Genomic DNA, 13,239 nt, shown 5'->3' on the forward strand with positions numbered 1-13,239 from the left:
GATAGAGCGCCACTTGCGGCGCTTTAGCAGTCTGCCGATTGGCCATGCTGCCCGTTAGCATGGCGCACATGCTGTCTGCCAAACCCTACCTTCAGAGCGCTTGCATCCGTCCGGATGCGGAGATCGACTACGACACCTACCCGTACAACATCCCTGCCATCCGCGAGTTGGGCCGGCTGGAGTTTCACCCGGACGTGACGTTCTTCGTGGGCGAGAACGGATCTGGAAAGTCCACACTGTTGGAAGGCATTGCCCTGGCCCTTGGCTACAGCCCCGAGGGTGGCACCCGTAATTTCCAATTGGCTACGGCAGGGTCGGAATCGTCCCTGCACGAGGTGCTGCGGCTGGCGCACAGCTACCGCGCGCCGAAGGATGGCTATTTTCTGCGGGCCGAGAGCTTCTTCAACGTGGCGACCTACATGGACGAGGTGGGTTACCTGGACTCCTACGGCGGCAAATCGCTCCATGCCCGCTCGCATGGCGAAGCGTTCATGGCCCTGCTCACGCACAAATTCCAGGGCAAGGGCCTGTACCTGCTGGACGAACCCGAATCCGCGCTGTCCCCCAATCGGCAGCTGGCTGCGCTGTCGGCCATCCACCAGTTGGTAGAGGACAAGTCGCAGTTCATCATCGCTACGCACTCGCCCATTCTGCTGTCTTACCCGAACGCCAAGATCATCCAGTTCGACGGTGGCGGATTGTCCGAAGTGGCGTTCGAGGACACCGAGCACTATGTCGTGACGCACGATTTCCTCAACAACTACCCTGAGCGGCTGAAACGCATCTTGGAAGGGTGACGGATCGTCTTGTTTTATAGACGTTTTGGCGATTAAGTAAGAGCAATATATTCGTTTGGGTTTTAAAGGCCGGATCGCAGAATGCCCCCTCAGACATTGACGGAGCGTTTCACATGGCCACTTTGCGACTCGGCGACACCGCCCCCGACTTCACCCAGGAATCCACTGCCGGCACCATCCGTTTTCACGAGTGGGCCGGTGATTCGTGGGTCGTGCTCTTCTCGCACCCTGCCGATTTCACGCCCGTCTGCACCACCGAACTGGGCAAAACCGCAGCGTTGTCGGGCGAATTCGCCAAGCGCAATGTCAAGCCCATCGCCGTGAGCGTGGACCCCGTTGATTCGCACAACCGCTGGGTCGGCGACATCAACGAGACGCAGAACACCACCGTCAACTTCCCCATCCTGGCCGATGCGGACAAGAAAGTGGCCGACCTCTACGACATGATCCACCCCAACGCATCGACCACGGTCACGGTGCGCAGCGTGTTCATCATCGACCCGAAGAAGGTCATCCGCACCACCTTCACCTACCCCGCCAGCACGGGCCGAAATTTCGACGAGATCCTGCGCGTGATCGACTCGCTGCAACTGACCGACAGCCACAAGGTGGCCACGCCCGCCAACTGGAAGGACGGCGACGACGTGATCATCGTGCCCAGCCTGCAGGACCCGGCCGAGATCGCGCAGCGCTTCCCCAAGGGCTTCAAGGCCGTGCGCCCCTACCTGCGCATCACGCCCCAGCCCAACAAGTAAGAAGACAAAAGCACAACAACAGGGCGGAGCTGCGGCGCGAGGTTGCGGCCGGCCCTCTGATTTCTGTGACCACCACCTCCATCATCATCGTTCCCGGCTGGCGTGACTCGGGCCCCGGCCACTGGCAAAGCCTGTGGGCTGAGCGCCTGCCGCATGCCCGCCGCGTGGTGCAGGACGACTGGGTCACCCCCACCCGCTCGGCCTGGGTGGGCCAGCTTGAAAAAACCGTGCTCGCTGCGCCCCACCCGGTGGTGATCGTGGCGCACAGCCTGGGCTGCATTGCCACCAGTCACATCGGCCCCGAGGCGGCGGCCCGCGTATGTGGTGCGCTGCTGGTGGCCCCGGCCGACCCCGAGCGCCGGGCCATCCTGAGCGACTTTGCGCCCGTGCCCTACGCCGCGCTGCCCTACCGCAGCATCGTGGTGGCCAGCAGCAATGACCCTTTTTGCCCCATCCGGCTGGCGGGTGCCTATGCCCGGGCCTGGGGCAGCGAGTTCGTGCGCATGCAAAACGCCGGGCACATCAATATCGACTCGGGCCATGGCGAATGGCCCCTGGGCTGGGCATTGCTGCAATCGCTGGAAGGCGACCACGCCGTGCCGCAGCAGCCTGCCGCCCCAACACACGTATCGTCTGCAGCGGCCTGATTGCTATAATTTTAATAGCTATTGGCGCTTTATGTTAAAGCGCTAGCGGCTTGTTTTGCTTGAAGCGCCGCGTACGGGGTGGCTACCCGGGCAGGCATGCAATCGACCCGCGGCGGTCGATGAAAAATCCATATGCCAATATACGATTAATTAACAAGAATATATTCTTTTGAGTTTTAAGGACGCCTCCGCACAATGCGTCATCTCCAGTATTTTTTTGGCGACACCACCATGACTTCTTTGAAACTCAAGACCCTTCTTGCCTCCCTGGCCCTGGCCGCCAGCGGCATGGCTGCCGCACAGAATTCGCTGTTGAACGTGTCGTATGACGTGGCGCGCGAGTTCTACAAGGACTACAACGCCGCCTTTGCCGCGCACTACAAGAAGACCACTGGCCAGGACGTGAAGATCGACCAGTCGCACGCCGGCTCCAGCGCCCAGGCGCGCGCCGTGAACGACGGGCTGGCCGCCGACGTGGTCACCATGAACACGACCACCGACGTGCAGTTCCTGGCCGACAACGGCGTGGTGGCCAAGGATTGGGCCAAGAAATTCCCGCACGATGCATCGCCCACCACCTCGACCATGCTGTTCCTGGTGCGCAACGGCAATCCCAAGGGCATCAAGGATTGGGACGACCTCATCAAGCCCGGCGTGCAGGTGATCGTGGTGAACCCCAAGACCGGCGGCAACGGCCGCTATGCCTACCTGGCTGCCTGGGGCGCCGTGCGCGAAAAGGGTGGCACCGAGGCACAGGCCGCCGAGTTCGTGGGCAAGCTGTACAAGAACGTGCCCATCCTGGCCAAGGGCGGGCGCGATGCGACCGCCACCTTCCTGCAGCGCAACCAGGGCGACGTGCTGATCACCTTCGAATCCGAGGTGGTCTCCATCGACCGCGAATTCGGTGCTGGCAAGGTCGATGCGATCTACCCGTCGGTGAGCGTGGTGGCCGAGAACCCCGTGGCCGTGGTGGAGCGCACCGTGGCCAAGAAGGGAACCGCCCAGCTGGCCAAGGCATACCTCGACTACCTGTATTCCGAAGAGGCGCAGGAAATCGCCGCCAAGCACGCGATCCGCCCGCGCTCTGAAACCGTGCTCAAGAAGTACGCCGATACCTTCAAGCCGCTCAAGCAGTTCACGGTGGCCAAGTACTTTGGTTCGCTGACCGAAGCACAGAAGGTGCACTTCAACGACGGCGGTCAGTTCGACAAGCTCTACACGCCCGGCGCCAAGTAAGTCCGCGCATTTCGCCTCTACCTCCTCACTTATGACCACCGCGACTGCAGTGGCCGCAGCCCCGGCCGGACGGCGCGCGCCCAAACGCGTGCTGCCCGGCTTTGGGCTGACCCTGGGCTACACGCTTTTCTATCTGAGCATCATCGTGCTGATCCCGCTGTCGGCACTGATCTTCAAGACCTTCACGCTGACCTGGGAGCAGTTCTGGGCGGCCATCAGTGCGCCCCGCGTGATGGCTTCGTACCGGCTCACCTTCGGGGCGTCATTCCTCGCGGCGCTGGTCAACCTGGTGTTCGGCCTGCTGATCGCCTGGGTTCTGGTGCGTTACAAGTTTCCGGGCAAGAAGATCGTGGACGCGCTGGTGGACCTGCCGTTTGCGCTGCCCACCGCTGTGGCCGGCATCTCGCTGACCGCCTTGTTGGCTGGCAATGGCTGGGTCGGGCAGATTCTGGAGCCCATGGACATTCAGCTCGCGTTCAAGCCCGCAGGCATCGTGATCGCGCTGATCTTCATCGGCCTGCCGTTCGTGGTGCGCACCGTGCAACCCGTGCTGGAAGACGCTGAAAAAGAGCTGGAAGAAGCCGCCACCTGCCTCGGGGCCACGCGCCTTCAAACCTTCACCAAGGTCATCCTGCCTTCCATCACCCCCGCGCTGCTCACCGGCTTTGCCATGGCGTTCGCGCGGGCGGTGGGTGAGTACGGCTCGGTGATCTTCATCGCCGGCAACATGCCCATGGTGTCTGAAATCACGCCGCTCATCATCATCGGCAAGCTCGAGCAGTACGACTACGCCGGCGCCACCGCCGTGGCGGTTGTCATGCTCGTGATCTCATTCATCCTGCTGTTGGTCATCAACGCACTACAGGCCTGGCAGCGGCGCCACGCGGGGGCTCCAGCATGAGCGGCAACAACTCCCGGACTATCCGCCGCGCACAAGCGGGCACTACTGAAGCGCCCTGGGTCCGCTACACGCTGATCACCATCGCGCTGATCTTCATGCTGCTGTTCCTGGTGCTGCCGCTGGCCGCGGTGTTTGCCGAGGCGCTGCGCAAGGGCTTTGGCGCGTACCTCGAAGGCCTGCGTGAACCCGATGCCTGGTCGGCCATCAAGCTCACGCTGATCACTGCACTCATCGCCGTGCCGCTGAACCTCGTGTTTGGCGTGGCGGCCGCCTGGTGTATTGCCAAGTACGAGTTCAAGGGCAAGGCGTTCTTGACGACGCTGGTAGACCTGCCGTTCTCGGTGTCGCCCGTGGTGGCGGGCCTGATCTATGTGCTGATGTTTGGCGCGCAGGGCTGGTTTGGCCCCTGGCTGCAGGCGCATGACATCAAGATCATCTTTGCCGTGCCGGGCATCGTGCTGGCCACGGTCTTTGTGACCTTCCCGTTCATCGCGCGTGAGCTGATCCCGCTGATGCAGGCGCAGGGCAACGACGAGGAGCAGGCCGCCATCGTGCTCGGCGCCACCGGCTGGCAGACCTTCTGGTACGTCACGCTGCCCAACATCAAGTGGGGCCTGCTGTATGGCGTGATCCTGTGCAATGCGCGGGCCATGGGCGAGTTCGGTGCGGTGTCCGTCGTGTCGGGCCACATCCGTGGGCAGACCAACACCATCCCGCTGCACGTCGAGATTCTCTACAACGAATACCAGTCGGTGGCTGCGTTTGCGGCGGCCTCGCTGCTGGCGCTGCTGGCGCTCGTCACCCTGGTGATCAAGACCATTGCAGAGCACCGCAACGAGCAGGCGCAGAAGGCGGCTGCCGAATTGCCCCCCGAGCGGCCCGCGCCTTTGCCAACCGCCCGCTGAAGGAAGAAGACCATGAGCATTGAAATCCGTAACGTCAGCAAGCAATTCGGCGACTTCCAGGCGCTGCGCGATGTGAGCCTCGATATCGCGTCGGGCGAACTCATCGCGCTGCTGGGCCCCTCGGGCTGCGGCAAGACCACGCTGCTGCGCATCATCGCGGGCCTGGAGACGGCCGATGTGGGCACCATCCATTTCAGCGGCGAAGACACCACCGATGTGCACGTGCGCGAGCGCAACGTGGGCTTCGTGTTCCAGCACTACGCGCTGTTTCGCCACATGACGGTGTTTGAGAACGTGGCCTTCGGCCTGCGCGTCAAGCCCCGCAGCGAGCGCCCGAGCGACGCGCAGATCAAGCAGAAGGTGACCGACCTGCTCAAGCTCGTGCAGCTCGACTGGCTGGCCGACCGCTACCCCTCGCAGCTGTCCGGCGGGCAGCGCCAGCGCATCGCCCTGGCCCGCGCGCTGGCGGTGGAGCCCAAGGTGCTGCTGCTGGATGAGCCGTTTGGCGCGCTGGACGCCAAGGTGCGCAAGGAACTGCGCCGCTGGCTGCGCCGCCTGCACGACGAACTGCACGTCACCTCAATTTTCGTGACCCATGACCAGGAAGAAGCGCTGGAAGTGGCCGACCGTGTGGTGGTCATCAACCAGGGCCGCATCGAGCAAAGTGGCTCGCCCCAGCAGGTGTGGGACCAGCCCGCCAGCCCGTTCGTCTACGGCTTTCTGGGCGACGTGAACCTGTTCCATGGCCGCGCGCATGAGGGGCTGGTGCACCTCGACGGCATGCAGATCGACTCGCCCGAACACAGCCAGGCGCAAAACGCCAAGGCCTTTGCCTATGTGCGGCCGCACGACCTGGATGTGGAGCGCTATTCGCCCGGCGCCGGGCTCGACGCCCAAGGTCGCCCGCGCGGCATCGTGGCCCAACTGAGCCGCGCCATTGTGGTGGGCCCGATTGCGCGGCTGGAACTTATTCCCTCCGACGACCACAAACCAGCGGACAATGCGTCCCCAGACCACTTGATCGAAGCGCAGATCCCTGCGCAGCAGTTCAAGGAAATGGGTTTCAAGGAGGGTGAAACGCTGGTGGTGACACCGCGCCGCGCCCGAGTGTTCTTGGATCACGCCGCTGGAATCTGACTCCCCCTGAGCCGCTGCGCGTCTTCCCCCTGAGGGGGCGCACCCGGTGGACTGGCGGAGCCAGATCCACGGGTGCACTGGCATGGGCCGCGCCCGTTTCGGAGGCGGCGCCGTTTGCAATGGCTATTGGATGAGGGATAAGAATGATGGTGTTGAACTGGATCGATCAGGCCCCGCGCCGCGTGCTGGCACTGATCAGCGTGGCTTGTGTGGCGATGCTGGCTTTTGGCATGTACCTGCAGCATGTGGTGGGCCTGGAGCCTTGTCCCATGTGCATCGTGCAACGCTATGCTCTCATTGGTATAGCAATCTTTACTGGTCTGGCAAGCGTCAGGGGCCAAAAAGGCTGGTGGATGACCTGGGCGGTGTTGGCGGTGATCGCGGCCGGGTTTGGCGCCTTTGTAGCGGCCCGCCAGAGCTGGCTGCAGTGGTATCCCCCCGAAATCGCCACCTGCGGCCGTGACTTCTACGGAATGATCGAAAACTACCCCATCAGCCGCGCCATTCCGATGATCTTTCGGGGCTCGGGCGATTGCACAGCGATTGACTGGACGTTCCTCGGTGGCTCGATTGCCAACTGGTCCTTTATCTGTTTTGTGGGTTTTGGCCTGGTGCTGCTGGTGCTGCTGGTGCGTGCCTTGAAGAATGGTGGGAGCCGGGGGGGCTCGGGTTACTCAATGGCGTGATGCCCCTGGCTCGCCATGGACTAAAAAAGGCGCTCGTTGGAGCGCCTTTTTCATTTGCTGAATCAAGGTGTCGGGCGGTGCGGTCTGGCGTCCCGATGCATCATTTCAATGGCTTTTCTTCCGTGGGCACGGGTGCAGCCTCGTCGGGCACCTTGGGGGTGTCAGAGGCATGGTGCTCCATGGGAGTCTTCTTCCCCGGCTGAGGTGTCTTGTCAGCGCCCGGGGCGATCTCCTCGTTGTTGTGCTGTTTCGCTTGCTGAACCTTCTTGTCGTGCGCAATGTTGCGGGGATCGGTCATCTCGTACTTTCAGTGGTGGATACCCATCCTTGTCCGAGAACACAGTGGCACGGGTAGGACAACGGGACGTTGCAGTGCAAGGGGCGCGTTTGCACATCGGGTGTCCCTGTCTGGTTATCTACCATCCTCCAGGAATGGGAAAGGCACCCCCTTCGTGCCATCCACCCATCCCGGCAGCTTGTGCATCACGCTCTCGAACAGGCCGTTCACCTGCCACTGCGCCAGCCAAGTCTGAAGGTGTGGCCAGGGTTGGGCATTCCACCATGCGGCGTCAATGCCCGCAAACTGCCGAACGAAGGGGGCAATGGCCATGTCCGCCAGGGCGGCGTGGTCGCCAAACAGGAAGGGGCGTTGGGCAAGCCGTGTCTCCAGGCCGTGCAGCCATTCCACGGCCTGTGTGCGGGCCTGGGCGGTGTCGGCCTCGGGGTAGCGGCTGGGGTATTTGCAGCGGTCCAGTGCTTGCTTGAAGGGGCCGTCGCATTCAGCCACCAATGCCAGCATGTCTTCCACGTCGCCGTGGCTCGGGGCCAGCCAGCCGGCAGGGTCGTTTCGGGCCAATGCCCATTGCATGATGTCCAGGCTCTGCTCCAGCACCTTGCCGTCGGGCAGCACCAGCACAGGCACCGTCGCCTTGGGCGACGCCTGCAGCAAACCTTGTGGCTTGTTCCTCAGCACCACCTCGCGCAACTCGCACACTTGGCCACTCACGGCCAGCGCCAGCCGGGCGCGCATGGCATACGGGCAGCGGCGAAAGGAATAAAGGACGGGCAGGGCGCTCACGCGGATTCGTCCTCGTGATCACTCTCGTCGTCTCTGGAGCTGGATCGCGCCGGGTTGCCCGGTTGCCGCGCGCCGATGTGCACCTGTCCGCGTTGGTTTGCCAGGTCCATCTGGCGTTGCCGCTCTGCCAGCGCGCGTTCCTGCTCGGGTGTGCGCGTGCCGTGGCAGTAGGGGCAGCTCACGCCGCGCACGTAATGTGGCGAGTGCAATTCGGCCTCGCCCAGTGGCATGCGGCACGAGCGGCACAGCTGGTGGTGGCCGGGTGCCAGGCCGTGGCCTACCGACACCCGTTCGTCAAACACAAAACAGTCGCCATGCCAGCGGCTGGCCTCTTCGGGCACAGTTTCGAGGTACTTGAGAATGCCGCCTTCGAGGTGAAAGACCTCCTCGAACCCCTGCGATTTGAGCAGGGCGGTGGACTTCTCGCAACGGATGCCGCCCGTGCAGAACATGGCCACGCGGGGTTTCCCTGCCAGCACGCCGCCAGGCTGCGATTGCACTGCTACCCACGCCGGAAACTCCGCAAAACTCTTCGTGTGCGGGTTGATGGCGCGCTCAAAACTGCCGATGCCCACCTCGTAGTCGTTGCGCGTGTCCACCACCACCACACCGGGGTCGTCGATGAGCGCGTTCCAGTCCTCGGGCTTCACATAGGTGCCCGCGTTGTGGGCGGGGTTCAGGCCGGGTACCCCCAGGGTCACGATCTCGAGCTTGAGCCGCACGCGCATGCGGTAGAACGGCTGGCGCTCGGTAGGCGCCTCTTTGTGCTGCAGGTTGGCAAAGCGCGGGTCGTTGCGCAGCCAGGCCAGTACGGCCAGTACATCGGCTGGCTCGCCCGCGATGGTGCCGTTGACGCCCTCGGGCGCCAGCAACAGCATGCCGCGCACGCCGCGCTCGTCGCACAGGGCCTGCAGCGGCGCGCGCAATGTGGCGCAGTCGGGCAGATCGGCAAACTGGTAGAGGGCGACGGTGAGAAAGCGGGGTGTGACCGAGTGCACGAATGGGGTGCCTGAAGCAGCGACTTGTGGAAGGAAGGGGGTGATGATAGCGGTCACCTTTCGTTACGATGTGGTGTCGCCAACGCTGCACCAAGGTGGTTGTATGAGCAAGGAATCCACGATCGACCTGTTTCGCCGGCTGGAGCAGCTCAACGGCATCGGCGCGGCGCTTTCGCGCGAGCGGGATATCGACCGGCTGCTGGAGAACATCCTGGAGGCGGCCAAGGCCATCACCGGCGCCGACGGCGGCACGCTCTACAGCGTGACGGAAGACCAGTCGGCCCTCAAGTTCGAGATCCTGCGCACGGACTCCCTGGGCATCCGCCTCGGGGGTACCACGGGCAAACCCATCGACCTTCCGCTGCTGCCCCTGCGTACAGCCGATGGTGCGCCCAACGACTCTCTGGTGGCCGCGCATGCCGCCATTCACGACCGCACCGTGAACATCGCAGATGCCTACAGCGCGGCAGGGTTTGACTTCTCGGGGACCCGTGCGTTTGACCTGCGCACCGGCTACCACTCGCAATCCTTCCTCACGGTGCCGATGAAGAACCATGACCGGGAGCTGATCGGCGTGTTGCAACTCATCAACCCGCGCGATCCGCAGACGGGGGAGGTCATCACCTTTTCACAGGCCGACCAGAGCCTGGCCGAATCGCTGGCCTCGCAGGCCGCCATTGCGCTGACCAACCGCCTGCTCATCACCCAGCTCGAACGGTTGTTCGAGTCGTTTGTGAACCTCATCAACCTGGCCATTGACGAAAAATCGCCGTACACCGGCGGCCATTGCCAGCGTGTGCCAGCTCTCACCATGATGCTGGCCGAGGCCGTGGATCGCACGGCGCAAGGCCCGCTGGCAGCCTTCAAGATGACCGAACGGGACCGCTACGAACTCAAGATGGCGGGCCTGCTGCACGACTGCGGCAAGATCACCACGCCCGTGCACGTGGTGGACAAGGCCACCAAGCTGCAGACGATTTACGACCGCATCGGCCTGGTGGACACGCGTTTTGAAGTGCTCAAGCGCGACGCCGAGCTGGCCGCGCTGCGCCGCCAGCTGGCGCTGCGCCCCGTGGTGGATGCGCGGGCCGAAGGCCAGGAACTGCAGGGCCTGCAGCAGGAGATCCACACGCTGGAAGAGGAGCGCAAGTTTCTGCGCCACTGCAACACCGGCAGCGAAGCCATGCGGCCCGAAGACCAGCAGCGCGTGCGCGACATTGCCGCCATCCGCCACTGGCGCAACCCGCAGGGCGTGCAGACCAGCTTTTTGACGGCCGAAGAGGTCGAGAACCTCACCATCCGTGCGGGTACCTTGAACCAGGCGGAGCGCGACACCATCAATTACCACATCGTCGCCACCATCAAGATGCTGGAGACGCTGCCCTGGCCCCGGCACCTGAAGAACGTGCCCGAGTACGCGGGCGGTCATCATGAGCGCATGGATGGCAAGGGCTACCCGCGTGGCCTCACGCGCGAGCAGATGTCGCTGCAGGCCCGCATGATGGGCATTGCCGACATCTTCGAGGCACTGACAGCGGCAGACCGGCCCTATAAAAGTGGCATGACCCTGTCAGAGGCGCTGGCCATCATGCGCAGGATGCGGGACAACGGGCACATCGACCCAGACCTGTTCGAGGTGTTCGTGCGCGAGGGGGTGTATCTGCGGTATGGACAGGAGTTTCTGGATGCGGGGCAGGTGGACGGGGTGGATATTGCAGCGCTGGGGTTTGTTTAGCAGGGCTGTTAGCTATTGTTTTAATAGCTAACAGCACATGCTGAATGGGCGCTGGCGGCCCATATGGATCAAATCACCCCCCATCCCGCACACACCCCTCCAGCTTTCCCCGATCCATCACCTCCACCACCCGATACCCCACCCGCAAGATCCCCTCGTCTTCCCACAGCTTCAACTGCCGGTTCACGCTCTGCCGTGACACCCCCAGCATGAAGGCCAGGTCTTCCTGCGACACCGCCAGCGTGGTCACCCCGTCCGAAGCCTCGGGCCGGGCGTCCAGCGTCAGCAGCCGGTGCGCCAGCCGCACGGGCAGCGGCTGCAGGATGGCGTCATCGATCCACGCCAACGCCTGGCGCAGCCGCATGCACACCAGCCTGGTAAACGCCATGTGCACCTGAGGCTGCGTGTTCACCAGGTGGTGGAAGTCGTCGGCATAGACCACGGCGATCTCGGCCGCATCGACCGCACAGGTGTCGTACACGCGCTCGCGGCCTACGAACAGCGACACCTCGCCGAACCAGTGGCCGGGCTCCAGCACAGCGATCACGGCCTCGCGCCCGCCGGGGGCCACCACGCTCACGCGCAGCGAGCCGCTGACCACGCCGAACAGGGCATCGGGCGCCGAGCCCTTGAGGAACAGCGAATCGCCGCGCTGCAGCTGCTTGTGGTGCGCGACCTGCAGCAGTTGCAGCTGCACATCGTCCGGCAGGCGCAATCTGTTGGCCGCGTCGGGGGCGGTGAGCGCGTGGGGCGCGTCGGGGGACAAGGTGGGAGAGCGGGGCGGGGGCGTGCGCAGGGGCATGGGGTGGATGGCGGGCTTGTGCGTGTTGGCGAGCTGAGACGAGCGATCAAGGTGGGTGGCACGGTGTACCGCATGCGGGGGCGGGGCGGAAGGCCTGTGCGGGTTTGTCCGGGGCCGCAATTGCCAACAACAGACAGTCTGCGAAGGGAGGGCTGCGGATAGTCGATGGCTGTACTGCGATGCAACGCGCAGGTCACCACCTAGACCAAGGAACCCACGATGACGACTGCCACCACCTCCCCAGCCCCACAGACCGCCCTGCAGGCCCTGCGCGAAAAGACCGTGCTGGACCATTTTGCCGACGAGACCCGCCAGGACTTCGACGCGGTGCTGGACACCTTTCCGCACCCGCACTACGAACTGATTCCGACCGGCGAGGTGCACGACGGCAACGAGGCGGTGCGTGCCTACTACCTGGCCTCGCGCAAGGCCTTCCCGGACCAGCGGCACGAGATCATCCAGCTGCGCCACACCGACGACGCAGTGATCGTGGAGTTCTGGCTGCTGGGCACCCACCGGGGCCCGCTGGGCAACCTGCCGCCCACGGGCAACAGCTTCCGCTGCCGCATGATTGCGCTCTTCATCTTCGAGGGCGAGCGCCTGGTCTGCGAGCGCGTGTACTTCGACTCGATGACCATGCTGCGCCAGTTGCTGGCCGGCGTGCCGCCCGCGCAGCTGCCGGCCATTGTGGGCTCGCTCCTGGCGGCGGGGCCCACCAGCGCGCCCGCAGCTTCAGGGCGCCAACCAGAAACCACTGCGGCTGCCGCATGACGGCGGGCTCGGCGCTCTCGGGTCACCACGCGGTCATCACCGGCGGCGCACAGGGCATCGGCCTGGCCATTGCCCGGCGCTTTCTGGCCGATGGCGCCAGTGTGTCCCTGTGGGACCGCGACACAGAGGCGCTCCAGGCCGCCAGGGCCCCGCTGGATGCCAGCGCCCGCATCCACACGGCCCGGGTGGATGTGGCCCATGAGGCCGATGTCGAATCGGCCGCCCAGGCCAGCGAGGCGGCGCTCGGGCCTATCACCGTGCTGGTGAACAACGCCGGCGTGCTGGGCCCGCTGGCGCCGTTGTGGGAACACACCCCGGCGCAGTGGCGCCAGGTGATGGAGGTGAACCTCACGGGCGCCTTTCTGTGCTGCCGGGCCGTGGTGCCACGCATGCTGCGGGACCTGGCTGGCACCCAGCTGCCCGGCCTGGGGCGGCGCATTGTCAACATCGCCTCAGTGGCGGGCAAGGAAGGCAACGGGCTGAATGCGGCGTACTCCGCGTCCAAGGCTGGGCTCATCGCACTCACCAAGTCGCTGGGCAAGGAGCTGGCGGCGCCGGGCATCCTGGTCAATGCCATCACCCCTTCGGCGGCCCACACGGCGGTGTTCGATGCCGTACCGGCGGAGCACCAGGCCGCGCTGCGCCAGAACCTGCTTGCGCGCGTGCCCATGGGCCGCTTCGTGTTGCCCGATGAAGTGGCTGCGATGGCGGCCTGGCTGGCCTCGGCCGACTGCTCGTTCAGCACCGGCGCGGTGTTCGACATCTCGGGCGGGCGCTCGCTCTACTGACCT

At 64.3% G+C, this 13,239-nt stretch carries 15 protein-coding genes; 11 read left to right on the forward strand and 4 right to left on the reverse strand.

Annotation, left to right across the window (positions count from 1 at the left end; genetic code table 11):
• The first annotated feature begins 68 nt into the window (after nt 1–68).
• The 8 genes from IB243_RS01870 to IB243_RS01905 all read left to right on the forward strand — a co-directional run bounded on the left by IB243_RS01870 (nt 69) and on the right by IB243_RS01905 (nt 7,064).
• On the forward strand, nt 69–797 hold the full coding sequence (locus tag IB243_RS01870) for an AAA family ATPase (protein WP_192424604.1): 729 nt from the start codon (nt 69–71) through the stop codon (nt 795–797).
• A 113-nt stretch (nt 798–910) separates the two neighbouring features.
• A complete protein-coding gene (locus tag IB243_RS01875; RefSeq protein WP_010461502.1) occupies nt 911–1,552 on the forward strand; it encodes a peroxiredoxin in 642 nt (213 codons plus the stop codon).
• Nucleotides 1,553–1,617: 65 nt separating this feature from the next.
• Nucleotides 1,618–2,199: an RBBP9/YdeN family alpha/beta hydrolase gene (locus IB243_RS01880; RefSeq protein ID WP_370540294.1), complete on the forward strand. Its 582-nt coding sequence runs from the start codon at nt 1,618–1,620 to the stop codon at nt 2,197–2,199.
• A gap of 231 nt (nt 2,200–2,430) precedes the next feature.
• Nucleotides 2,431–3,435, forward strand: coding sequence for a sulfate ABC transporter substrate-binding protein (locus IB243_RS01885; RefSeq protein WP_192424606.1), 1,005 nt, complete (start codon nt 2,431–2,433; stop codon nt 3,433–3,435).
• Between the two features lie 31 nt (nt 3,436–3,466).
• Complete coding sequence (cysT, locus tag IB243_RS01890; RefSeq protein ID WP_192424608.1) at nt 3,467–4,336, forward strand: sulfate ABC transporter permease subunit CysT; 870 nt, start codon at nt 3,467–3,469, stop codon at nt 4,334–4,336.
• Nucleotides 4,333–5,241, forward strand: a complete 909-nt coding sequence (cysW, locus tag IB243_RS01895; protein WP_192424610.1) for a sulfate ABC transporter permease subunit CysW — start codon at nt 4,333–4,335, stop codon at nt 5,239–5,241. The genes cysT and cysW overlap by 4 nt, the downstream gene beginning before the upstream one ends.
• 12 nt (nt 5,242–5,253) lie before the next feature.
• On the forward strand, nt 5,254–6,378 hold the full coding sequence (locus IB243_RS01900; RefSeq protein WP_010461518.1) for a sulfate/molybdate ABC transporter ATP-binding protein: 1,125 nt from the start codon (nt 5,254–5,256) through the stop codon (nt 6,376–6,378).
• Between the two features lie 146 nt (nt 6,379–6,524).
• Entirely contained in the window at nt 6,525–7,064 is a 540-nt protein-coding gene (locus IB243_RS01905; protein ID WP_192425346.1) for a disulfide bond formation protein B, read from the forward strand.
• A 100-nt stretch (nt 7,065–7,164) separates the two neighbouring features.
• Here the strand turns inward: IB243_RS01905 and IB243_RS01910 are convergent, their stop codons facing one another.
• The 3 genes from IB243_RS01910 to IB243_RS01920 all read right to left on the reverse strand — a co-directional run bounded on the left by IB243_RS01910 (nt 7,165) and on the right by IB243_RS01920 (nt 9,140).
• A complete protein-coding gene (locus IB243_RS01910; RefSeq protein ID WP_192425409.1) occupies nt 7,165–7,362 on the reverse strand; it encodes a hypothetical protein in 198 nt (65 codons plus the stop codon).
• Nucleotides 7,363–7,476: 114 nt separating this feature from the next.
• The gene (locus tag IB243_RS01915; RefSeq protein ID WP_192424612.1) at nt 7,477–8,142 is read right to left on the reverse strand and encodes a glutathione S-transferase; all 666 of its coding nucleotides are present in this window, start codon (nt 8,140–8,142) and stop codon (nt 7,477–7,479) included.
• Nucleotides 8,139–9,140, reverse strand: coding sequence for a rhodanese-related sulfurtransferase (locus IB243_RS01920; RefSeq protein ID WP_192425347.1), 1,002 nt, complete (start codon nt 9,138–9,140; stop codon nt 8,139–8,141). The genes IB243_RS01915 and IB243_RS01920 overlap by 4 nt, the downstream gene beginning before the upstream one ends.
• 103 nt (nt 9,141–9,243) lie before the next feature.
• Between IB243_RS01920 and IB243_RS01925 the strand changes: the two genes are divergently transcribed.
• Nucleotides 9,244–10,875, forward strand: a complete 1,632-nt coding sequence (locus IB243_RS01925; RefSeq protein WP_029413816.1) for an HD family phosphohydrolase — start codon at nt 9,244–9,246, stop codon at nt 10,873–10,875.
• Nucleotides 10,876–10,948: 73 nt separating this feature from the next.
• Here IB243_RS01925 and IB243_RS01930 read toward each other — a convergent pair whose 3' ends face one another.
• Complete coding sequence (locus tag IB243_RS01930) at nt 10,949–11,677, reverse strand: Crp/Fnr family transcriptional regulator (RefSeq protein WP_192424614.1); 729 nt, start codon at nt 11,675–11,677, stop codon at nt 10,949–10,951.
• A gap of 219 nt (nt 11,678–11,896) precedes the next feature.
• Between IB243_RS01930 and IB243_RS01935 the strand changes: the two genes are divergently transcribed.
• Together IB243_RS01935 and IB243_RS01940 are read left to right on the forward strand one after the other, a co-directional pair.
• Nucleotides 11,897–12,448, forward strand: a complete 552-nt coding sequence (locus IB243_RS01935) for an ester cyclase (protein WP_010461525.1) — start codon at nt 11,897–11,899, stop codon at nt 12,446–12,448.
• Nucleotides 12,445–13,236 (forward strand): SDR family NAD(P)-dependent oxidoreductase, encoded by a 792-nt coding sequence (locus IB243_RS01940; RefSeq protein WP_192424616.1) that lies wholly within the window; start codon nt 12,445–12,447, stop codon nt 13,234–13,236. Before IB243_RS01935 ends, IB243_RS01940 begins: the two co-directional genes overlap by 4 nt.
• Nucleotides 13,237–13,239 lie beyond the last annotated feature (3 nt).

The sequence above is a fragment of the Acidovorax sp. ACV01 genome, assembly GCF_014851495.1.
GTDB classification, from domain to species: domain Bacteria; phylum Pseudomonadota; class Gammaproteobacteria; order Burkholderiales; family Burkholderiaceae_C; genus Acidovorax; species Acidovorax radicis.

What these genes read in the sequence shown, in the direction of transcription:
- IB243_RS01870 (WP_192424604.1), top strand. Translation starts at nt 69, where the DNA reads ATGCTGTCTGCCAAACCCTACCTTCAGAGCGCTTGCATCCGTCCGGAT.
- IB243_RS01875 (WP_010461502.1), top strand. Translation starts at nt 911, where the DNA reads ATGGCCACTTTGCGACTCGGCGACACCGCCCCCGACTTCACCCAGGAA.
- IB243_RS01885 (WP_192424606.1), top strand. Translation starts at nt 2,431, where the DNA reads ATGACTTCTTTGAAACTCAAGACCCTTCTTGCCTCCCTGGCCCTGGCC.
- cysT (WP_192424608.1), top strand. Translation starts at nt 3,467, where the DNA reads ATGACCACCGCGACTGCAGTGGCCGCAGCCCCGGCCGGACGGCGCGCG.
- cysW (WP_192424610.1), top strand. Translation starts at nt 4,333, where the DNA reads ATGAGCGGCAACAACTCCCGGACTATCCGCCGCGCACAAGCGGGCACT.
- IB243_RS01900 (WP_010461518.1), top strand. Translation starts at nt 5,254, where the DNA reads ATGAGCATTGAAATCCGTAACGTCAGCAAGCAATTCGGCGACTTCCAG.
- IB243_RS01905 (WP_192425346.1), top strand. Translation starts at nt 6,525, where the DNA reads ATGGTGTTGAACTGGATCGATCAGGCCCCGCGCCGCGTGCTGGCACTG.
- IB243_RS01910 (WP_192425409.1), bottom strand. Translation starts at nt 7,362, where the DNA reads ATGACCGATCCCCGCAACATTGCGCACGACAAGAAGGTTCAGCAAGCG.
- IB243_RS01925 (WP_029413816.1), top strand. Translation starts at nt 9,244, where the DNA reads ATGAGCAAGGAATCCACGATCGACCTGTTTCGCCGGCTGGAGCAGCTC.
- IB243_RS01930 (WP_192424614.1), bottom strand. Translation starts at nt 11,677, where the DNA reads ATGCCCCTGCGCACGCCCCCGCCCCGCTCTCCCACCTTGTCCCCCGAC.
- IB243_RS01935 (WP_010461525.1), top strand. Translation starts at nt 11,897, where the DNA reads ATGACGACTGCCACCACCTCCCCAGCCCCACAGACCGCCCTGCAGGCC.
- IB243_RS01940 (WP_192424616.1), top strand. Translation starts at nt 12,445, where the DNA reads ATGACGGCGGGCTCGGCGCTCTCGGGTCACCACGCGGTCATCACCGGC.